Origin of the sequence: Aminomonas paucivorans DSM 12260 (genome assembly GCF_000165795.1) — a bacterium.
GTDB lineage: Bacteria > Synergistota > Synergistia > Synergistales > Synergistaceae > Aminomonas > Aminomonas paucivorans.
Genome location: NZ_CM001022.1, coordinates 335,774 through 354,456 on the forward strand (window position 1 = coordinate 335,774; position 18,683 = coordinate 354,456).

General features: G+C 69.4%; 17 protein-coding genes. 4 read left to right on the top strand and 13 right to left on the bottom strand.

Annotation, left to right across the window (positions count from 1 at the left end):
- Window positions 1-3: 3 nt before the first annotated feature.
- Entirely contained in the window at window positions 4-915 is a 912-nt protein-coding gene (locus APAU_RS12370; RefSeq protein WP_006299880.1) for an MBL fold metallo-hydrolase, read from the top strand.
- An 81-nt stretch (window positions 916-996) separates the two neighbouring features.
- Here the strand turns inward: APAU_RS12370 and APAU_RS12375 are convergent, their stop codons facing one another.
- From APAU_RS12375 to APAU_RS01480, 3 genes are read right to left on the bottom strand one after another with little or no spacing between them, the layout of a single operon-like run.
- Complete coding sequence (locus APAU_RS12375; RefSeq protein WP_006299881.1) at window positions 997-2,877, bottom strand: sensor domain-containing protein; 1,881 nt, start codon at window positions 2,875-2,877, stop codon at window positions 997-999.
- A 10-nt stretch (window positions 2,878-2,887) separates the two neighbouring features.
- Window positions 2,888-3,370 (bottom strand): Cys-tRNA(Pro) deacylase, encoded by a 483-nt coding sequence (ybaK, locus tag APAU_RS01475; protein ID WP_006299882.1) that lies wholly within the window; start codon window positions 3,368-3,370, stop codon window positions 2,888-2,890.
- Window positions 3,367-3,873 carry a nitroreductase family protein gene (locus APAU_RS01480; protein ID WP_006299883.1) on the bottom strand — a complete coding sequence of 169 codons (507 nt, stop codon included), beginning with the start codon at window positions 3,871-3,873 and terminating at the stop codon, window positions 3,367-3,369. Before APAU_RS01480 ends, ybaK begins: the two co-directional genes overlap by 4 nt.
- 97 nt (window positions 3,874-3,970) lie before the next feature.
- On the opposite strand from APAU_RS01480, the gene APAU_RS14480 reads away from it, so the two are divergent.
- Window positions 3,971-5,215: a PP2C family protein-serine/threonine phosphatase gene (locus APAU_RS14480; protein WP_006299884.1), complete on the top strand. Its 1,245-nt coding sequence runs from the start codon at window positions 3,971-3,973 to the stop codon at window positions 5,213-5,215.
- Window positions 5,216-5,261: 46 nt separating this feature from the next.
- On the opposite strand, the gene APAU_RS01490 is transcribed toward APAU_RS14480, so the two are convergent.
- Genes APAU_RS01490 through APAU_RS12385 form a run of 3 tightly spaced genes read right to left on the bottom strand, consistent with a single transcriptional unit; the run spans window position 5,262 to window position 8,081 of the window.
- The gene (locus APAU_RS01490) at window positions 5,262-5,564 is read right to left on the bottom strand and encodes an STAS domain-containing protein (protein WP_006299885.1); all 303 of its coding nucleotides are present in this window, start codon (window positions 5,562-5,564) and stop codon (window positions 5,262-5,264) included.
- A gap of 11 nt (window positions 5,565-5,575) precedes the next feature.
- Window positions 5,576-7,639, bottom strand: coding sequence for a methyl-accepting chemotaxis protein (locus APAU_RS14485; RefSeq protein WP_006299886.1), 2,064 nt, complete (start codon window positions 7,637-7,639; stop codon window positions 5,576-5,578).
- A gap of 25 nt (window positions 7,640-7,664) precedes the next feature.
- Window positions 7,665-8,081, bottom strand: a complete 417-nt coding sequence (locus tag APAU_RS12385) for an ATP-binding protein (protein WP_006299887.1) — start codon at window positions 8,079-8,081, stop codon at window positions 7,665-7,667.
- A gap of 197 nt (window positions 8,082-8,278) precedes the next feature.
- Between APAU_RS12385 and APAU_RS01505 the strand changes: the two genes are divergently transcribed.
- On the top strand, window positions 8,279-8,680 hold the full coding sequence (locus tag APAU_RS01505) for a ribonuclease HI family protein (RefSeq protein ID WP_006299888.1): 402 nt from the start codon (window positions 8,279-8,281) through the stop codon (window positions 8,678-8,680).
- Here APAU_RS01505 and APAU_RS01510 read toward each other — a convergent pair.
- A complete protein-coding gene (locus tag APAU_RS01510) occupies window positions 8,677-9,570 on the bottom strand; it encodes a DMT family transporter (RefSeq protein ID WP_006299889.1) in 894 nt (297 codons plus the stop codon). The genes APAU_RS01505 and APAU_RS01510 overlap by 4 nt on opposite strands.
- Window positions 9,571-9,657: 87 nt before the next feature.
- Between APAU_RS01510 and APAU_RS01515 the strand changes: the two genes are divergently transcribed.
- Window positions 9,658-11,199, top strand: coding sequence for an L-serine ammonia-lyase, iron-sulfur-dependent, subunit alpha (locus tag APAU_RS01515; RefSeq protein ID WP_006299890.1), 1,542 nt, complete (start codon window positions 9,658-9,660; stop codon window positions 11,197-11,199).
- Window positions 11,200-11,311: 112 nt separating this feature from the next.
- Here the strand turns inward: APAU_RS01515 and nhaC are convergent, their stop codons facing one another.
- From nhaC to APAU_RS01545, 6 genes are all read right to left on the bottom strand, one after another.
- Entirely contained in the window at window positions 11,312-12,802 is a 1,491-nt protein-coding gene (nhaC, locus tag APAU_RS01520) for a Na+/H+ antiporter NhaC (protein WP_232207746.1), read from the bottom strand.
- Between the two features lie 113 nt (window positions 12,803-12,915).
- Window positions 12,916-14,055, bottom strand: coding sequence for an ATP-NAD kinase family protein (locus APAU_RS14490; protein ID WP_006299892.1), 1,140 nt, complete (start codon window positions 14,053-14,055; stop codon window positions 12,916-12,918).
- Window positions 14,052-14,804 carry an SDR family NAD(P)-dependent oxidoreductase gene (locus APAU_RS01530; RefSeq protein WP_006299893.1) on the bottom strand — a complete coding sequence of 251 codons (753 nt, stop codon included), beginning with the start codon at window positions 14,802-14,804 and terminating at the stop codon, window positions 14,052-14,054. Before APAU_RS01530 ends, APAU_RS14490 begins: the two co-directional genes overlap by 4 nt.
- A 26-nt stretch (window positions 14,805-14,830) precedes the next feature.
- Entirely contained in the window at window positions 14,831-16,408 is a 1,578-nt protein-coding gene (gene gcvPB, locus APAU_RS01535) for an aminomethyl-transferring glycine dehydrogenase subunit GcvPB (RefSeq protein ID WP_006299894.1), read from the bottom strand.
- Window positions 16,409-16,421: 13 nt separating this feature from the next.
- On the bottom strand, window positions 16,422-17,813 hold the full coding sequence (gcvPA, locus tag APAU_RS01540) for an aminomethyl-transferring glycine dehydrogenase subunit GcvPA (protein ID WP_006299895.1): 1,392 nt from the start codon (window positions 17,811-17,813) through the stop codon (window positions 16,422-16,424).
- A gap of 53 nt (window positions 17,814-17,866) precedes the next feature.
- Window positions 17,867-18,634: an SDR family NAD(P)-dependent oxidoreductase gene (locus tag APAU_RS01545; RefSeq protein WP_006299896.1), complete on the bottom strand. Its 768-nt coding sequence runs from the start codon at window positions 18,632-18,634 to the stop codon at window positions 17,867-17,869.
- Between the last annotated feature and the right edge of the window lie 49 nt (window positions 18,635-18,683).

An 18,683-nucleotide genomic window follows, 5' to 3' on the forward strand; every position in this document is an offset into this window, starting at 1 on the left:
ACCATGACAGAAGAAAGAGGTTCCGCGGGGACGGACGTGGTGCACCCCGAGGCGTGGTGGAAGGACCTTCCCCGGAAGGCCTACGGGGAGCTGGAGAAGGTGGGGACCTTCCAGGGGTGGTTCGAAGTCTACCGGGTGGCCCCGTGCGTCTTCGCCCTCTACGAGGACGGGCAGTTCGAGGAGACCCTGAGCTACCTGATCCTGGGCAAGGAACGGGCGGTCCTGCTGGACACGGGGGACGGCATCGGGGACATCCGGGCCCTGACGGAGGAGCTGACGGACCTGCCCGTCTCGGTGGTGAACACCCACCACCACATCGACCACGTGGCCCAGAACTACCGGTTCGACGACGTGGCCCTCTTCGACGATCCCTACGCCCGAAGGGCCGCAGAGAAGGGGTTTTCCCACGAAGAGGCGGCGGAACTGATCCGGGAGGGGCTGGTGCGCAAACCCTTCCCTGCGGGATTCGACCCGGCGACCTACCACATGCCTCCCTTCCGGGTCACCCGGTGGCTGCACCAGGGGGACGAGATCGACCTGGGGGGGCGGGTCCTGGAGGTGATCCATACCCCCGGGCATTCCAGCGATTCCATCTGTCTCCTGGATCGGGGGGCACGGCTGCTCTGGACGGGGGACCTCTTCTACACCGGGTCGGTGTATACCTACCTGCCCGGGGGAAACCTGGACCAGTTCGTGGAGAGCTACGAGAAGATCCTGGGGCGGTGGGACGAATACGACCGGCTTCTGCCCAGCCACAACGAGCCCTGGGTGGAAAAGGAGCTGCTCCGAGAGGCCCACGGGCTGGCGGTGCAGGTGCGTTCGGGAGGGGGGATCCCCCAGGTGGGGGCAGGGGGGGTGCGGAAGTACCAGGGAAGCCGCTTTGCCCTCATCGTGGGACCTGAGAACGCTCCCTAGACGTCTCGGGGACGAGGCGAAGGCACAGGAAGAAGGCGGGGTCCCGATCTCGGGGCCCCGCCTCGTTACCGGTCAGGAGAGTCACTCCGCGAAGGGGTTGGCCGTCTCGTAGCGGTTGCGTCCCCGGGACTTGGCCTGGTAGAGGGCCAGGTCCGCCCGGCGCATGAGGTCCAGGGTGCCGGTGCCGTGCTCCGGGAAGAGGGCGATCCCGAGGCTTGCGGTGACGGACACGGCGGTGTCCTCCAGGACGAAGGGGGCACGGAAGGCCTCCAGGATGCGCCCTGCCGCCCGCTCCGCGTCCTCCGGCCTGCCGAGGCCGGGGAGGAGGAAGGTGAACTCGTCTCCCCCCATGCGGGCCACCGTGTCCTGGGCCCGAAGGGTCTCCTTGAGGCGAAGGGCCACCTCCGCCAGGATCCGGTCCCCCACCAGATGCCCCAGATGGTCGTTGATCTCCTTGAAGTGGTCCAGATCCATGAAGAGTACCCCCAAGCGTTCCCCGGTCCGCTCCGCCCGGGCCAGGGCCTGGTCGAGGCGGTCCAGGAAGAGGGGGCGGTTGGGCAGCCCCGTGAGGGCGTCGTGGGTGGCCTGGTGGGCGATGGTCTCCTCGTGGTTCCGTCGGTCCGTGATGTCCTGGAGGGAGCCGGCGATGCGCAAGGGACGTCCCGCAGTGTCGAAGAGTCCCTGCCCCCGGGCCAGGACCCAGAACACCTTCCCGTCCTTGCGGACCATGCGGTGTTCCACCCGGTAGTCCTCCCGCCGGTGGTTGAAGTAGTCCGAAAGGGTCCGGGCCACCAGGGGCAGATCCTCGGGGTGTATCCGGTCGAGGCAGGAACGGGGGACGTCTTCCAGCTCCTCGGGGGCGTAGCCCAGCATGGCCTTGAACCGATGGGAGAAGAAGGCCTTCCGGTTCGGGATGTCCCAGTCCCAGATTCCCTCGTCGGTCCCCTGGATGGCCAGCTGCCAGCGCTCCTCGCTCTCCCGGAGACGGTGTTCCGTCTCCTTCAGTTCCGTGATGTCCGAGTTGGTTCCCACCATGCGCAGGGGGTTTCCCTCCTCGTCCCGTCCCACCACCAACCCCCGGCCCAGGATCCACCGCCAGGAGCCGTCCTTGTGGCGGGCCCGGAAGGTGACGCGGTGCTGGGATTCCCCCGTGACCAGGCGTTCGGCGATGGTCCGGAGGACCTCCTCCCGGTCCTCCGGGTGGAGCAGGGCCTTCCAGGCTTCGCTGGTGCCGGGGAACTCCCCGGGCTCGTAGCCCAGCATGGTGTAGTACCGGGGGCTGAAGTAGGTTTCTCCGGTGACGAGGTCCCAGTCCCACAGGCCGTCCTGGGCTCCCTCCAGGGCGAACTGGAGTCGCTGCCGGCTGCTCTCCAGTTCCGATCCCAGGGCGCGGAGTTCCGTGACGTCCTGCAGGGTGCCGAAGAGGCGGGTCACCCTCCCCGTAGGGTCCTCCAGGGCCTCGCCGATCGCCCGGACCACCCGGTCGCTTCCGTCGGGCAGGCGGATGGGGTGCTCGAAGTGGAAGGATCCGCCCCGAAGGGGCAGAGTCTCCTCGTGCTTTCGAAGGGTTGCCACGTCCTGGGGGGCCATCCGGGTGCACAGGGTTTCCTCCCCCGCAGGGGCCTCCGGGGGCAGGTCCAGGAGGCGGCGGATGCCCCGGGACCACCGGGTCTGGCGAAAGGGCGGATCCAGGGACCAGGTTCCCAGGCGCACCTGGGCCTCCGCGCGGTCCGCGTCCTCCAGGAGAGCTTCGATCCGCTTCTGGCCCTTCTGGGCCCGGTCGGACCGGAACCAGAGGAACCCCGCCAGTCCCAGGGCCGAGAGCGAGAGAGCCAGGCGGAGGGACGCGACCCTTTCCGAAGACCCGGCGGTGGGGGCCCAGCCTTCCCGTGCCCCGATCTCCAGCAGGACCTCCAGGGCCAGGGAGGCGGTCAGGGCGAGGAAGCAGAGGCGGCGCTTCAAGCGGGGGCCCTCAGTCCCCGGCCCTGCGGGCCAGGGGGGCCCAAGTCCCCTCGCAGGCTCGTCGCAGGTCCTCCGGAGCCAGGTAGACCTGGATGCCCCGCAGCCCCGCGCTGACGGAGATGAAGGGAAAGGCGCGGGCGCTTTCGTCCAGGAAGACGGGGTACTTCTTCTTCATCCCCAGGGGGGAGCAGCCGCCCCGGAGGTAGCCCGTGAGGGGCTGCACCTCCTTCAGGGGGACCAGGTCCACCTTCTTGTTCCCGGAGACCGAGGCCAGGGCCTTGGGGTCCAGCTCCCCGCCCCCGGGGAGCACCGCCACGATCACCCCGGTGCGGTCCCCCCGGGCCACCAGGGTCTTGAACACCTGGTTCAGGGGCAGTCCCACCTCCCGGGCCACGTGCTCCGCCGAGAGGTCCGATTCGTCCACGGGGTATTCCTGGAGGGTGTGGGGGATCTTGAGCCCCTCCAGGAGGCGGGCGGCGTTGGTCTTCTTCATCTTTCCCAGGTCTCCCGGTGGATGCGGGAGGGGTCCGGTTCCTCCGGGTGGGGGGCTTTGGTCTCCTCCGGCCAGCCCAGGGCCACCAGCGCAAAGGGGATCACCGTCTGGGGCAGGTGCGCCCAGCGGCGGCAGCCCTCTATGAGGGATTCCTTGGGGTAGACCCCCAGCCAGCAGGAGCCGATGCCCCGGGCCGTGGCCGCCACCAGGAGGTTCTCCGTGGCCGCCGCCAGGTCCTGGGGGAGGAAGTCGTCGTCCTTGGAGGCGGGTTCGCCGCACACCAGCACCGCCGCGGCGGCGGTGCGCATCATGCTGGAATAGGGATGGAAGGCGGGAATCTCCTCCAGCCGGTCCTTCCGGGTGGAGACCACGAAGTGCCAGGGCCGCTGGTTGTGCGCCGAGGGGGCCGCCAAGGCCGCCGCCAGGAGGGCGCTCAGGTCCTCTTCCTCCAGGGGGCGAGGGGCGAATCGTCGGATGCTTCGGCGGGCCAGGATGGGGTTCATGACAGCACCTCCGAGGGTCGATATAGTGGATGTCGGGATTATACCGCTCTTTCGGGGTGTGGCGGCGCCACAATGCACGGAGAAAGGGGGGCGAGGCATGACCGGTTCTCAAGACGCTTCGGCTGTACCCCCTGCCCCGAATCCCGGCTTCAAGGGGTCGGCGGAGGGAGGAGCCGTTTGCCTGGAAAACCTGCAGTCCCTGCTTCACGTCGCCTCGGATCTGCTCTTCGTCCTGGACGGGGAGGGGCGGATCCTGGAGGTGGGTCGCCAGGCCCACCAGTCCTTGGACTTTCCCCGGGAGGAGCTTCTGGGGCGTCCCTTCGCGGACTTCATCGTCCCCCCGCGCCGGGAGGAGTTTCGCGTGGCCCTGGGGGAAGACCCGCTTCTGCCTATGAACCGGTTCCCCCTGGTGTCCCGAGACGGGGCCCCCCTGGAGATGGAGCTTCACCTTTCCCGGGGAAGCTGGGACGGGAAGCAGGCCCTCTTCGTGGCCGCCCGGGACCTGCGGGAGCGCCTTCGGGCGGAGGCCCAGGCGAACCTGTACATCCGGGAGATCGAGCGGACCAACCGGGAGCTGGCGGCGGCCCACGCCCGGATCGACGCGGACATGGCCAAGGCGGCGCGGCTCCACGGCAAGCTTCTTCCCCAAAGCCATCCCCCCTTCCCCGGTCTGGACCTGTGGGCCTTCTACCAGCCCGCGGAGCGTCTGGGGGGGGACTTCTACCAGATCCTGCCCTTCCGGAACCAGCTGTTGGTGTACGTGGTGGACGTGAGCGGTCACGGCCTGGACGGGGCGCTGCTGTCCCTGTTCGTGCGGGAGTGGGTCCTGGCCTACCTGGAGCGGTTGGGTCCGGAGGACCGGCCCCTGGAGCCGGAGGCCCTGGTGGGGTTCGTGGCGGAGCAGTTCGCCCGGGAGCCCCTGCCGGAGGAGTACTTCCTGTGTCTCCAGGTGCTGGCCGTGGACCTAACCCGGGGGGTGGCGCGCCTGGCCAACGCGGGCAGCCACGTGCGGCCCCTCTGGAGCGGTCCCGGCAGGCGTGCCCGCTACCTGGACTGCGTCGGGGCGCCGGTGGCGGGTTTGCCCGGGGCCCTGCACCTCCAGGCCCTGCGCGTGGCCTTTTGTCCCGGGGAACGGATCCTGCTGTGCACCGACGGGCTGGTGGAGGAACGGGCGGAGGGAATCTTCTACGGGACGGACCGCCTGCTGCGCCGCTTCGAGGAGACCCTGACCCTTTCCGCCCGCCAGACGGTGGAGGCCATTCTGGTGGACTTCGAGTCCTTTGCGGGGCGCCGCCGGGGGCGGGACGACCTGACGCTTCTCTGCGTGAAGCGGGAAGCCTGAGGGCCGGGCACCTTTCCGCCCGGCCCCCGGAAGACGGCCCCTGGTCCTACCGAGGGGCGAAGACCCGGTCCAGCCGGGTGAGTTCGAAGATCTCCTTCACCATCCCCGTCATGCCCGAAACGGTCACCTGCCCTCCCCCCGCCGCGGCCCGCTTCTGCACGCTGATGAGCACCCCGAGGCCGGCGCTGTCGATGTAGTCCAGCCGGGCGAAGTCGAAGTGGAACAGGATGGCCCCTCCGTCCACCTCCCGCAGCAGCTTTTCCCGCAGCTCCGTGGCCTCTTCCACGTAGAGCTGTCCCTGCAGGGAGATGTCCACCCTCTGTCCGCTGCGTTTCGTCGTGAAGCTCATCGTCCCACCCCCTATGCCTGGAAACGGTCCACCAGGGTTTTCATTTCGTCCGCCATGGCGCTGATCTCCTCGGCGGAGCTGGCCACGTTCTCCATGGCCGCCGAGGTCTGTTCCGTGCTGGCCGCCAGGTTCTCCACGTTGGCGTCCACGTGTTCGATGGTGGTGGCGGTGCGGTTGATGAGGCTCACGATCCGGTCGGACTTGGCCACCTCGTCGCTGGTGGTGACGAGGATGCGTCCGATGTCCTCCACCGTGTGGCGCACCGCCTCCAGGATCTGCTCCAGGGACTCCCCCGCCTCGTGGGTGACCCGGTTGCCCTCCTCTACCTGGGCCCGGCTATCCCTCATGGCCGCCACGGCCTTGGAGGTGCTGGCGGAGACCTTGCCCACCAGCTCCGCCACCTCTCCGGCCCCCTGGTGGGACTGTTCCGCCAGCTTGCGCACCTCTTCCGCCACCACCGCGAAGCCTCGTCCCGCCTCTCCCGCCCGGGCTGCCTCGATGGCCGCGTTCAGGGCCAGGAGGTTCGTCTGGTCCGCCAGGCCCGTGATGGTGTCGCTGATGAGCCCGATGCGCTCGGAGTACTGCCCCAGCTCCTGGATCAGGGCTTCGGTGCGCTCCGTGATGCCTCGGATGTCCTCCATGCGCACCACCGTCTGGGAGACCATATTTCTTCCGTTGTCGGCGGTCTGGAGGGTGACCTTGGAATTTTCCGTGGCGGAGTGCGCCAGGTTCTGGGAGATCTGGAGGAGGGAGGAGAGTTCCAGGAGGACCTGGGCCCCCTCCGCCGCCGCCGCCGAACCGTGTTTGGACTCCTTGGCCAGTTCCTGGTTGCCCTCGGCGATGTCGTTCACCGTGGAGGTGACCTCCTCCCCGGAGGCGGCGGTCTCCTGGGCCGCCGCGGCCAGTTCCTCCGCCGCCGCCTTGATGCGCTTGACGATGTGCTGCAGGTCCTCCGTCATGGCGTCGAACCCCGACCCCAGGACCCCCAGCTCGTCGGTGGCCTGGATGTGCGCCCGCACCTTCAGGTCTCCCTCGGCGATGCGACCGAAGCACGCCACCAGCTGCTTCAGGGGGGTCACGATGCGCTGGCTCGCCCAGAGGCCCACCACCACGCACACCGCCAGGACCCCTATCCCCAGCCCCACCACCAGGGTCAGGAGGCGATTGCGGGTCTGGAGTTCCTCGGTGCGATCCTGTCCGGCCCCCACGATGCCCAGAATCTTCCCGTCGGGGCCCTTGAGGGGGCCGTAGGAGGTCAGGTAGGGGGTTCCCAGGATCATCCGCTGGTCCGTCACGGTCTTGCCTTCCTGGAGCACCGCCTGGGCGGTCTTCGCGTCCAGCTTGGTCTTGGACTGGCTCTGCCCGGCCTGGGTGAGGGAGGTGGTGACCCGCTCGTCCCCCAGGAAGACCGTGGCCACCACGCCGTACTGTTTCGCCGCCTCCTGGGCAAGCCGATCGCTGCCGCTGATGGCGAAGCCCGTGGAGATCGCCCCCACCAGGATTCCTGCGGGGTCCACCAGGGGTGCTCCCGCCCGGGCGGAGAGGAGCACCTCCGTGCCCTGTTCCAGTCCCGCCGCGGGGGTGCCCTTCAGGGCTCCCTGGATGTTGTGCTGCCCCGCGATGGAGTCGCCGAACTTCTCCGGTTCGTGGGTCCGGGCCAGCACCGTGCCGGAGGCGTCCGTCACCGTCAGGAGGTCCAGCTTGGCCTCTTTGGCGATGGGGCCCAGAAACCTCAACAGCCCCTCCCGGTCCTTCGCCGCCGCCAGACGGGACACCTCCGGGTTGGCCGCCAGGAGCACCGCCAGGGACAGGGCCTCGTCGGAGGCCTTTTCCAGGGTGCCCCGGATGCCCCCGGTGGTGCGCTCCACCTTGGCGACGAACTGAGCCGCCAGGAAGGCGTTGAAGAAATGGAAGGTGACGGACAGGGCCGTGACCAGGGCGAAGAGCACCAGCAGGGAGAAGGCGGCGATGAGCTTCAGCTTCAGAGGCCTTCGGACCCGGGCTTCCGGCGTGCGGGAAGCCGTCTCGGGGGGGGGGATGGCAGGGAGTTGCCGGTTTCCGTCTCGATCCTTCATGGCGCACCTCCTCCTGGAATGGGAGCTAGGACTGGGCGTTTCCCTCTGGGGCGATCTTCCGTCGGATCAGCACGAGTTCGTTTCCCCGTTCGTTGTAGCGGACCTGGTCCACCAGGGACCGGATGATCCACAGGCCCCGGCCGGAACTCTCCAGGGGAGCCGGGGGGGTCCCACGATAAAGCAGGGGAGAGGGATCGAACCCCTCTCCCTCGTCCCGGACCACGATCTTCACGCAAGGTTGGTCGCAGATGTCCTCCTCCCCGATCTGGAGGGTCACCGGTCCTCGGGAGGAACGGCCTCCATGGGTCAGGGCGTTGTTGGTCGCTTCGTTGAGAGCCACGAAGAGAGGGGCGGCGATTTCGGGGGCCACCTGTTCCAGGTGCTCCCGTATGGGTTCCCGGAGCAGCGCGAACTCCGCCATGTCCGAGAAGACGTACCTCACGGCAATCCCTCCCCCGGTCCCCCTCGGCTGCAACGAGGCGTCAAGGGACAAAGAAGTCCTTGTGAGTCTTTAGGGCGATAACAGGATAGCGCACACCGCAAGAATTAAGTAGAGGGGAGGATCGAATTTCCCGCAGGGGGATGAAGGCGCTAGAATGCCCCTGCGGGGGAACCCGAGGCAACGGAGGAGGGGAAGGCATGGTTCGCGGCTGCTTTGACGGGGCCTCCCGGGGCAACCCCGGAGAGGCCTGCGCGGGGGCGTTTCTGGAGGACCAGGACGGGAAGGTGCTCTGGGAGTGCTCCCAGTACCTGGGGGTGCGCACCAACAACGAGGCGGAGTACGAGGCGCTGCTGCGGCTTCTGGAGGAGGCGCGGCGGCGGGGGGTGGCGGAGCTGGAGGTCTGCGGGGACAGCCGGCTGGTGGTGTGCCAGGTGAACCGGCAGTGGAAGATCAACCTGCCCCACCTGCGGGAGCTGGCGTCGCGGGCCTGGGAACTCATGGAGGGCATGAAGGTGACCCTGCGGTGGGTGCCCCGGGAGCAGAACGCCCGGGCGGACGCCCTGTCCAACCGGGCCCTGGACGAGCGGAAGCGGGGCTAGGCCGCCTCGGCCTCCCTCCGCAGGAAGGTCTCCCACTCCGTGAGGAGCACCCCCCCGAGGATCAGCAGCCCCCCCAGGACGGCCCGGGGGCTCCAGGGGTCCAGCCCCAGCCACACGGCGATGAGGTAGCCGAAGGGGCTCTCCAGGGACATGATCACCGCCGCGTGGGACTCCGGGGTGAACCTCTGGGCGGTGCACTGCACCAGGAAGGCCACCACCGTCCCCCCCAGGGAGACGAAGAGCAGCTCCCCCCAGGCGACGGCCCCCAGGGCCAGAGAGGGCAGGGGCTCCAGGAGCAGGGCCAGGACGGTGAGAAAGAGGGCCGCGAAGGCCAGGTGCAGGGTGGTGAGGGTGAGGGGGTCGATGCGCCGGGCCAGCCAGCCGATGGCCAAAACCTGGCAGGCGCAGCCCAGGGCCAGGACGGCGTTGTAGAGGTCTCCCGCCACGAAGCGCATCCCCGGGGTGAAGGCCATGATCCCCAGGCCCAGGGAGACCACCAGGGCCCCCCCGAAGGCGAAGAGGCTGGGGCGTCTCCGGTAGAGGAGCCATAGGAGGAAGGGCACCTGCACCACGTAGGTTCCGGAGATGAAGGCCTGTTTCCCCGGGCTGCTGGCCGCCAGGCCCAGGGCGAGGAGGACGAAGACCCCCGTCATGAGGGCTCCCAGGGCCAGGGAACCCCTCCAGGCCTCCCGGTCCGCCTCCCGGACCCGTCGGCGGAAGAGGACCAGCAGGAAGAGGGCGCTCAGGGACAGGCGAAGGGCCACCATCCACAGGGGGGAGAGGACCTCCAGAAGATGGGCGCAGAAGGGAAATCCCGCGCCCCAGACCACCGCCACGAGAAACAGGGACAGGTCCGCCGCCAGGACGGCCCGTCGGGAAGAAGGGTTCATGAAGGGCTCCTTTCCAGAGAAGACATGCAAGTATACCACGTTGAGCCCCCTGAGGGGAGCCGCGAGTCCAAGGAGGAGGCGCAGGGCATGAAACGGATCAGTCTGCTGAACCACGTGTTGGGGCCGGTGATGCGGGGGCCTTCCAGCTCCCACACCGCCGGGTCCTACCACATCGGTCGGATGCTGCGGGACCTGTTCGGGGAGACCCCCCGGGAAGCCCGCTTCTCCTTCGACGTGAAGGGATCCTACGGGGTCTGCTACCATCACCAGGCCAGCGACCGGGCCTTTCTGGCGGGACTGCTGGGCTGGGACCTGCTGGATCGGCGCTTCGCCGAGGCCCTGGACCGGGCGCCGGGGGAGGGGTTGGACGCCTCCTTCGAGGTGGTGCCCCTTCCGGGGGAGGACCTGCACCCCAACGAGGTGGCGTTTCGCCTCCGGGGGCCCGGGGGGGAGCTGTCCGGCCGGGCCCGCTCCGTGGGGGGCGGCATGGTGCGGGTGACGGAGCTGCAGGGGTACCTCGCGGACCTGAACGGGGAGGACCACGTCCTCCTGGCAGCGGGGCCGGAAGGGGCGGTGCGCGCCGCCCTGGAAGGGGTTGCCCCCCGGCTTCGGGTGGTCCCGGGGGAGCGGGGGGTCCTGGGGATCGCCGAGGCTCCCGAGCCCTGGTCGAAGGAGATCCTGGCGGACCTGGCGGGTCGGGCGGCCCGGGGGCAGCTGGCCTGGGTCCGGACCTGCCGTCCCCTGCAGTTTCCCCTGAAAGGGGCGCCCCTGGCGGAGTCTGCGGAAGACCTGCTGCGTCTGGCAAAGGAGAGGGACGGCCGCCTTGCCAGCGCCGCCCTGGCCCACGAGGCCTCCCTTCTGGGGCTCTCGGAGGAGGCCCTCCTGAAAGAGATGACCCGACGCCTGGGGATCTTCCGGGAGGCGGTGCGCCGGGGGCTGGAGGGAGACCTTTCGGGAAAGCTTCAGCTCCTGCCCCCCTACGCGGGGACCCTGGAGGCGGCCCGCCGGGAGGGGCGGGCCCCCACCGGGGGCATCGGCCTGTCCGCGGCCATCCGGGCCATGGCGGCCATGCACGCCTGCGGGGCCCTGGAGGTGGTGTGCGCCGCCCCCACGGGAGGGGCCGCGGGGGCCCTGCCGGGGGTCTTCGTCGCCCTGGAGGAGGAGCGGGGCCTGCCGGAGGAGGTCCTGGCCCGGGGGCTCTTCGCCGCCGCGGCGGTGGGGCTGGTGCTGGCCGCCCGGGGCACCTTCGCCGCCGAGGAGGCGGGGTGCCAGGTGGAGATCGGCGCTGCCGGGGCCATGGCCGCGGCGGGGGTGGTGGAGGTCTTCGGGGGCACCGCCCTCCAGGCCCTGGACGCGGGGGCCATCGGTTTCCAGAACACCATGGGCTCCGTGTGCGACCCCGTGGGGGGGATGGTGGAGATCCCCTGCCACACCCGCAACGCCGCCCTGGCGGCCTCCGCCTTCGTCCTGGCGGACCTGGTCCTGGCGGGGTGTCCCAACCCCATCCCCCTGGACGAGACGGTGGACGCGGTGATGGACGTGGGGCGTCGCCTGCCCCCGGAGCTGCGCTGCACCGCCCTGGGGGGGCTTGCCCTCTGTCCCTCCGCGGTGCGTCTGGCGGGGCGCTGAAGGGTTTTCGACAGGAAGACGTGCGAAGGGCCGACGCCGGTTGCGTCGGCCCTTCGCGGCAGGGGAGGTGCAGGGGTCCGAGGGCCCCGAGGCAAATCGAAGGAAAACGGGTCTAGCGGATGTCCTCCAGAAGGGTGCGTCGTTCCACCCGGTCCTTGCCGTCCTTGCCCCAGAAGATGCCGATGCCCAGGTAGGTGAGGACGATGGCCATGATGGGGTTGAGCCAGTTCACCATGGCGTAGGGGCCGTAGACCAGGGGGGAGACCCCCAGCACGGACGTCTGGTAGGCGCCGCAGGTGTTCCAGGGGATGAGGGCGGAGGTGAGGGTCCCCGCGTCCTCCAGGGACCGGGAGAGCATCCGGGGCGCCAGCCCCGACCGGTCGAACATGGCCTTGAACATCCGTCCGGGCACCACGATGGAGAGGTATTGGTCCCCCAGGAAGGCGTTGGAGAAGATGCAGGACACGATCACCGCCGTGATGAGTCCTCCCGCCCGCTTGACCCCCTTGGTGAGGGCGCCCAGGAGCACCTCCAGGAAACCGCAGCGCTCCAGGAAGCCCCCCAGGGTGAGGGCGCAGATGACCATGGAGACGGACCACATCATGGACTGCATGCCTCCCCGGCTCACCAGCTTGGAGATCATGCCCCCCACGTCCTTGGCCATCTCCGGGGCGATGCCTGCCAGGTGCTGCTTCGCCAGGAGGGCCGCCACGGCGGCGTTGTCCGCCGCGTCCGCCAGCTCCTGGGAGAAGAGGGCGGAATAGCCGCCCTGGGAGACCCCCCATGCGTCGCCCAGGGAAGCCCCCTGCATCAGGCACATGACGAAGGCGGTGCCGATGCCCGCGAAGATGCCCGGCAGGGCGGGGATCTTCAGGGCAGCCATGGAGATGACCACCAGGGGAGGCAGGAAGCAGAGGGGGGAGATGGGGAACTCCGCCCCCAACACCGCCTGGATGGCCTGGATCCGGCTGGCGTCCAGGGTGCCTCCGGCGAACCTCATGCCCATCACCGTCAGCACCACCGCCACGATGGCGTAGGTGGGGCCGGTGGTCCAGAGCATGGCCTTGATGTGGTCGAAGAGGTTGGACCCCGAGACCGCCGGGGCCAGGTTGGTGGTGTCCGACAGGGGGCTCATCTTGTCCCCGAAGTAGGCCCCGGAGATGATGACCCCCGCCGTGAGGGGCACGGGAACCCCCAGGCCGTTGCCGATGCCCAGCATGGCCACGCCGATGGTGCCGGTGGTCTGCCAGCTGGATCCGGTGGCCAGGGCGATGATGGAGCAGATCAGCAGGGTCGCCAGGGGAAAGAAGGAAGGCTTCAGGATGAACAGGCCGTAGTAGATGAGCCCCGGCACCACCCCGGAGAGGATCCAGGTCCCCACCAGGATGCCCACGCTCATGAGGATCATGTTGGCCTGCATGGCCGCCATGATGCTTTGGATCGCCGACTCCTCCAGGTCCGCCCAGGAGTGCTTGAGGACGAAGCGGGCCACCAGGGCCACGAAGATCGCGGCGGTCACGATGGGCATGTGGACCTCCGCCTCCACGAAGATGGTGCCGTAGGAAATGATGAGAGCCACCACCAGGAACACGATCAGGGACATGCCAAAGCTCGGAAGCTGACGCTGGTTTGAAGTACCCTTCTCCATATCAGGTCCCACCTCCTCGGGTCGTCTCGTTCCAGATTCCTAGCCGGTGTGACGCCGCGCCGGGGGTCCTAGAGGATCGCCCGGACCATGGCCCATTCCCGGAACCCCGTGAGAACCCGCCAGGGCCCGGAGAGCATCCGATCCACCTCCTCGTCTCCCGTGTCCAGGCGCAGGACGCCCCCCAGGGACTGGAGCTTTCCCGGAGTGGCCACGGGCAGGATGTTCCTTCGTCCCAGACGGTGCAGCACCGCCGGGCTGAACTGCTGGTTGCCCCGACCGAAGAGGAACCCCTGTCCCCCGATGGGGGTGACCAGGGCCAGGGTTCGGGGGTGTCGGTCCAGCAGGTCCAGGAGGTCCCGTTCGTTCAGATCCCGGGCCAGGAGGCGGTCCTCCAGGAGGGCATCCACTCCCAGGAGGGTTCCCTCCAGCCCCAGCTCGTCCAGAACCGCCCGGGGGGTGGTGCCGGGCCCCACCAGGGTCAGGCGCTTCGGGTCCCGGATCTCCAGAAACCCCTGGGCCAGAGCGGCCTGCTGTGCCCGGTCGCTGGCGGGGGTGCCGCTCTTGAGTCCCTGCACCCGTCCCCGCTGGTAGGGGACCCGGAGGAACCCGAAGAGCCGGGCGGAAACCCGACCCTGTCGGTAGGCCTCCTCGTCCAGGTCCATCACCTCCAGCTCCCGCTCCTGCCGGGCCTTGCCCTCCAGGAACGAGACCGCCAGCCTGCCCGCGCTGGCCGGGTCCGTGGCGAAGACGGCGGAGTGGATCTTCACCCCCGCGGGGATGCCCACTGCGGGGATGCGGGTTTCCAAAGTCTCCGCCACGTCCCGGGCGGTTCCGTCCCCCCCGGCGAAGAGCACCAGGCTTGCCCCCGCGTCCTCCAGCAGGGCCGCCCCCCGGGCCGTGTCCTCCCCCCGGGTGGGTCGATCCGGGGCGGGGAACAGGGGCTGCACGGAGAAGCCCATCTCCCGGGCCAGGTCCTCCCCCATGGGGCCGGGGCCGCAGAGCAGGAGGATCCGGTCCGCCAGGGGGCGAAGCTCCTCCAGGGCGCGGCGCACCCGGGCCTGGGCCCGGGGAACCGCGCCCCTCGCGCGGGCTTCCGCCAGCACCGAATCGCCGTCGGTGCCCTTGAGCCCCACCGCTCCCCCCATGCCCGCCACGGGGTTCACCAGGAGTCCCACCCGCAGGGGGGCGGGGAAGCGACCCTCCGTCACGGATAGAGTCCCGCGGTCTCCCCGCCGTCCAGGCGCAGGTCCGCCCCGGTGAAGTACCGGGCGTCGTCGGAGGCCAGGAAGGCGAAGAGCGCCGCCACCTCCTCCGGCTCGGCGTGACGCTTCATGGGGATGCCCTCGTTCACCCGGGCCAGCATCTCCGGGGTGTACTCCGCCTTCTGCATGGGGGTGAGGACGTATCCCGGGCAGACGCAGTTCACCCGCACCGTCGGGGCCAGCTCCAGGGCCAGGGTCTTGGTGAGGAGGATCACCCCCGCCTTGGAGGCGTTGTAGTCCCCATACCAGCGGTGCCCTTCCGTCCCGTTGCTGGAGGCGGTCATGAGGATCACCCCGGAGCCCTGGGCGACCATGCGCCGCCCCGCCTCACGGGAGCAGAGGAACATGCCCCCCAGGTTGATCCCCATCACCCGGTTCCACTGCTCGTAGGGGATGTCCAGGCAGGGGTTGCGCACACTGATCCCCGCGTTGGACACCAGCACGTCGATGCCCCCCAGGGTGCGATCCAGGGCCTCGAAGGCTCCTCGAACCTCCTCCTCCGAGGACACGTCCGCCCGAGCGCCCCCCGCGAAGGAGGAGTCCTCCAGGGCCGCGTCCAGCGCCGCCCCGTCCCGGTCCACCAGGAAAACCCGGCTTCCCTCGGCGGCGAAGCGCTTCGCCGTGGCCAGGCCGATGCCGCTGGCCGCCCCGGTCACCAGGACCCGCTTGTCCTCCAGTTCCTCGTACCGCGCCATGGAGACTCCCCCTTCCCTCGGGACGTCTAGCTTCGGGGCTCGAAGTAGCCCCGGTACTTCCTCTGGTAGGCCCGCCAGGTGATGGCCCAGCGCTTCGGGTCCTCCAGGGCGTCGTGGTCCACATGGTGGATGGTGCTGCGATGGGGGGCATGCTTCAGGATCTCCGGGTTCTCCCGAGCCTCCCGGGCGATGCGCTCCAGCACCGCCACGTATTCGTCCATCTCCTCCACGGAGTAGGACTCCGTGGGTTCGACCGTGAAGGGTTGGGGCACCAGCCAGGGTTCGTGGCTGCTCCAGATGTGCATGCCGTAGTCGAAGATCCGGTTCTGCACGTCCCCGATGCCGCACCCCGTGGCGTCCATCAGATCCTGCATGCTGTAGCGCACCTGCTCCATCCGGTGCTCTCCCTTCGCGTAGGGAGCCTCGAAGCCGGGGATCTGAAGGATCTTGCGGAAGATGTAGTTGTTGTTGAGGATGGAGACCCGGGCCACCTCGCGCAGCCCCTCGTCCCCCAGGCTCAGGATCCAGGCGTAGGCCCGCACGATGGCGGGCAGTACCCCGTAGTAGTCCTTGATGCGGTTCTCCCGGTCCACTCCCTGGTACTGGAGGAAGAACCGGCCCTGGGCGTCCTTGTCCACCACCGGGGCGGGCAGGAAGGGCACCAGGTGCTCCCGAACCCCGAACACGCCGCTGCCCGGGCCGCCGCAGCCGTGGGGGGAGGAGAAGGTCTTGTGCAGGTTGAAGAAGCACAGGTCGAAGCCTGCCTCCTTGGCCCGGGTGATGCCCAGGATGCCGTTGGCGTTGGCCTGGTCGTAGCTGCACAGCCCCCCCACGGAGTGCACCAGGTCCGTCATCTCCCGGATGTGGGGGTTGTAGATCCCGATGTCCTCGGGGTTGGTGATGAGCAGGGCGGCGGTGCGCTCGTTCACCGCGGCCTTGAAGGCCTCCAGGTCCGGGCGCCCCGTCACCGGGTCGGGGTAGACGGTGACCACCTTGAAGCCCTTGATCTTCGCCACCGCCGGGTTGGAGGGGTGGGAGAAGATGGTGGTGACGATCTCGTCCTTCTGGCCGCTCAGGCCCTGGGCGTCCACCCAGTTGCGGATCACCGAGCCGATGCCCAGGATGGCCTGGGAGCCCCCGCCGGGGTGCAGGCAGAACCGATCGAGTCCGGACACTTCCTTCAGGAAGCGCTCCGTCTCGTGGAGGATCTCCAGGGCTCCCTGCACCGTGGAGGGGTCCTGCAGGGGGTGCAGCTCCGCCAGCTTGGGGGAGGCGGCGAACTGGTCGTTGATCTTGGGGCTGTACTTCATGGTGCAGGTGCCCTGGCCGATGTCCACGTTCAGGTCCGCCCCCAGGTTCTCCTGGGAGAGGCGCAGGTAGTGCCGCAGCACCCGCATCTGGGCCATCTCCGGCAGCGCCGGGGGGGTCTTCCGCCTCATGCCCTCGGGCAGATCCCGAAGGGGGTCGCCGCAGGCCGCCGCGGCGGGACCCGGAGCGGGCACCTGGACGCCCCGCTCCCCGGGGGAGGAAAGCTCGAAGAGGATGGGTTCGTCCCACCGGGCCTGGTGGAAGTCCCGGGGTTCCGTCTTGGGGTTGGTCTTCATGGGGGTCTCCTCCCTATCCCTTCAGGCAGGCGGCCAGCTCCGAGGCCAGCCGGTCCAGGTCCGCGTCGGTGTGCAGCTCCGAGGTGCAGTACAGGGCGCTCTGCCCCAGGGAGGGGAATTCTTCGGACAGGTCCTGACCGCCGTAGATGTTCCGCTCCAGGAGCCGCCGGTTGATCTCCTTCACCGAAAGCCCCGTGCCGTCGAAGTTCACCGGGAACTCCCGGAAGGGGGTCCCGGTGAGGGCGGGGGCCTTCACCCCGGGAAGCTCGTTCAGGCGCTTTGCCAGGTATCGGGCCCGCTGCATGAGCCCCGTCCCCAGCTCCTGCATTCCTTTGGGGCCCATGAGGGCCAGGTAGACCCCCGCGGTGATGCCCCACAGGGCCGCGGCGGTGCCCACGAACTCCTTGCCGTCCTCCCGCTTGGCGAAGGAGGTGCGCTCCCAGGCCACGTCCCCGAAGCCCCATTCCCCCTTCTCCGTGGGGGCGACGCCGAAGAGCCGGGAGGGGTACTCCTGCACGAACCGTTCCTCGTCGGCGGAGGCGATGAAGCCCCCCCGGCCGCCGCCGTAGTACATGTGGATGCCCAGAGGCTGGATCTCCCCGCAGGTCAGGTCCGCCCCGTAGCCGCTGGGAGGGGTGAGCACCCCCAGGGAGGCGGGATCCGCGAAGACCGTCAGCAGCCCCCCGACGGCGTGGGCCGCATCGGCCATCTGTTGTCCCAGGGTCCCGATGCCCCCCAGAAAGGAGGGGTTCTCGAAGTAGACCGAGGCGGTGGAGGAGGAGAGCTTCCGGTTCAGGTCCTCCAGGTCCGCCTCCCCCGTGGCGGCGTGGAAGCCGAAGAGGGTCACCTTCACGTCCGGGCGCAGATAGTTGCGGATCACCCGGAGCCGGTCGGGGTTCGTGGCGGCGCTGACCAGCACCTCGTCCCGCCCGGTGATGCGGCAGGCCATGCGCAGCGCCGTGGCGGCGGCCTGGGAGCCGTCGTAGGTGGGCACGTTCACCACCTCCGTCTCCAGCAGCTCCGCCATGAGGCTCTCGTACTCGAAGAGGGCCTGGAAGCGCCCGTGGTCCTCATAGGGCTCCCCGGCGTAGGCGGTGAGGAACTCCGACCGCCGGTTCACCTCGTCGCACACCGCCGGGACCTGGGCCTGGTAGCAGCCCCCTCCCAGGAAGCTCAGAGCCTCGTCGCAGGTTCGGTTGCGGTCCAGGACCCCCATGACGTGGCGGCGCAGCGCCGCCTCGGAGGCCAGGGGTGCGGGCAGGTCCATGCGGCCCCGGAAGCGCAGGGCCTCGGGGATGCAGGCGTAGAATTCCTCGATGTCCCGGGCGCCGATGGATTCCAGCATCCGGCGCTGGATCGCCGGGTCCGAGTTGGGGATGTAGGGGTGCACGAACGTCTCGCTCATGGTGGTCCTCCTTAGCGTTGGAAGGTTGAGGGAAGCAGGGGAAGGCCCGCCGGTCAGGCGGTGCCGCCCCCGTCGATGACCAGGATGGAGCCGCTGGCCCAGGGGGAGAGATCGCTCAGGAAGAAGTACACCGCCTTGGCGATGTCCTCCGGGGTGCCCAGGCGGTGGATGGGGCGTTCGGCGCTCTCCGCCAGCCACTTGTCCAGGTCGTAGCCCAGCTGCCGGGCCTCGTCCCGCAGCAGGGGGGTGTCCACGTCCCCGGGGCAGACGCAGTTCACCCGGATGTTCTGGGCTCCGTGGTCGATGGCCAGGGCTCGGGTGAGGTTCACCACCCCGCCTTTGGCGGCGCAGTAGGACACCGCGGTGGGGCCGCCCTTGACGCCCCAGCCGGAGCCGATGAGCACCACGCTGCCCCCGCCTCCCTGGGCCAGGACGGGCATGACGTGTTTGGCCATCAGGTAGGCACCCTTGAGGCTCACGTCCACCACCAGGTTCCAATCCTTCTCCTCCAGATCCGGGGCGCTCTTGCGGCGGATCACCCCGGCGCAGTGCACGAAGCCGTAGAGCCCCCCGAAGGTCGCCAGGGCGCCCTCCACGGCGGCCTTCACCGAGGCCTCGTCCGCCACGTTGCACCGGAAGAACCGGGCCTTGCCTCCCGAGGTGGCCTCGAACTCCCGCCCCTTGACCTCGTCCAGGTCGAACACCGCCACGGAGGCCCCCACGCCCAGAAGAAATTCCGCGCAGCCCCGGCCGATGCCCGAGGCTCCTCCCGTGACCGCCACCGTCTTGCCGGAAAGACCGAATTGCCGCTCCCAGTTCATGTGCCGTCCCCTCCTCGCGATAGGTCCCCGGGAACCGGGGAGCCCAGAA

Bases quoted from the DNA above. Each gene is read 5' to 3' on its own strand.
- APAU_RS12370 (WP_006299880.1), top strand. From the start codon at position 4: ATGACAGAAGAAAGAGGTTCCGCGGGGACGGACGTGGTGCACCCCGAG.
- ybaK (WP_006299882.1), bottom strand. From the start codon at position 3,370: ATGAAGAAGACCAACGCCGCCCGCCTCCTGGAGGGGCTCAAGATCCCC.
- APAU_RS01480 (WP_006299883.1), bottom strand. From the start codon at position 3,873: ATGAACCCCATCCTGGCCCGCCGAAGCATCCGACGATTCGCCCCTCGC.
- APAU_RS14480 (WP_006299884.1), top strand. From the start codon at position 3,971: ATGACCGGTTCTCAAGACGCTTCGGCTGTACCCCCTGCCCCGAATCCC.
- APAU_RS01490 (WP_006299885.1), bottom strand. From the start codon at position 5,564: ATGAGCTTCACGACGAAACGCAGCGGACAGAGGGTGGACATCTCCCTG.
- APAU_RS14485 (WP_006299886.1), bottom strand. From the start codon at position 7,639: ATGAAGGATCGAGACGGAAACCGGCAACTCCCTGCCATCCCCCCCCCC.
- APAU_RS01505 (WP_006299888.1), top strand. From the start codon at position 8,279: ATGGTTCGCGGCTGCTTTGACGGGGCCTCCCGGGGCAACCCCGGAGAG.
- APAU_RS01510 (WP_006299889.1), bottom strand. From the start codon at position 9,570: ATGAACCCTTCTTCCCGACGGGCCGTCCTGGCGGCGGACCTGTCCCTG.
- APAU_RS01515 (WP_006299890.1), top strand. From the start codon at position 9,658: ATGAAACGGATCAGTCTGCTGAACCACGTGTTGGGGCCGGTGATGCGG.
- nhaC (WP_232207746.1), bottom strand. From the start codon at position 12,802: ATGTCCCTGATCGTGTTCCTGGTGGTGGCTCTCATCATTTCCTACGGC.
- APAU_RS01530 (WP_006299893.1), bottom strand. From the start codon at position 14,804: ATGGCGCGGTACGAGGAACTGGAGGACAAGCGGGTCCTGGTGACCGGG.
- gcvPB (WP_006299894.1), bottom strand. From the start codon at position 16,408: ATGAAGACCAACCCCAAGACGGAACCCCGGGACTTCCACCAGGCCCGG.
- gcvPA (WP_006299895.1), bottom strand. From the start codon at position 17,813: ATGAGCGAGACGTTCGTGCACCCCTACATCCCCAACTCGGACCCGGCG.
- APAU_RS01545 (WP_006299896.1), bottom strand. From the start codon at position 18,634: ATGAACTGGGAGCGGCAATTCGGTCTTTCCGGCAAGACGGTGGCGGTC.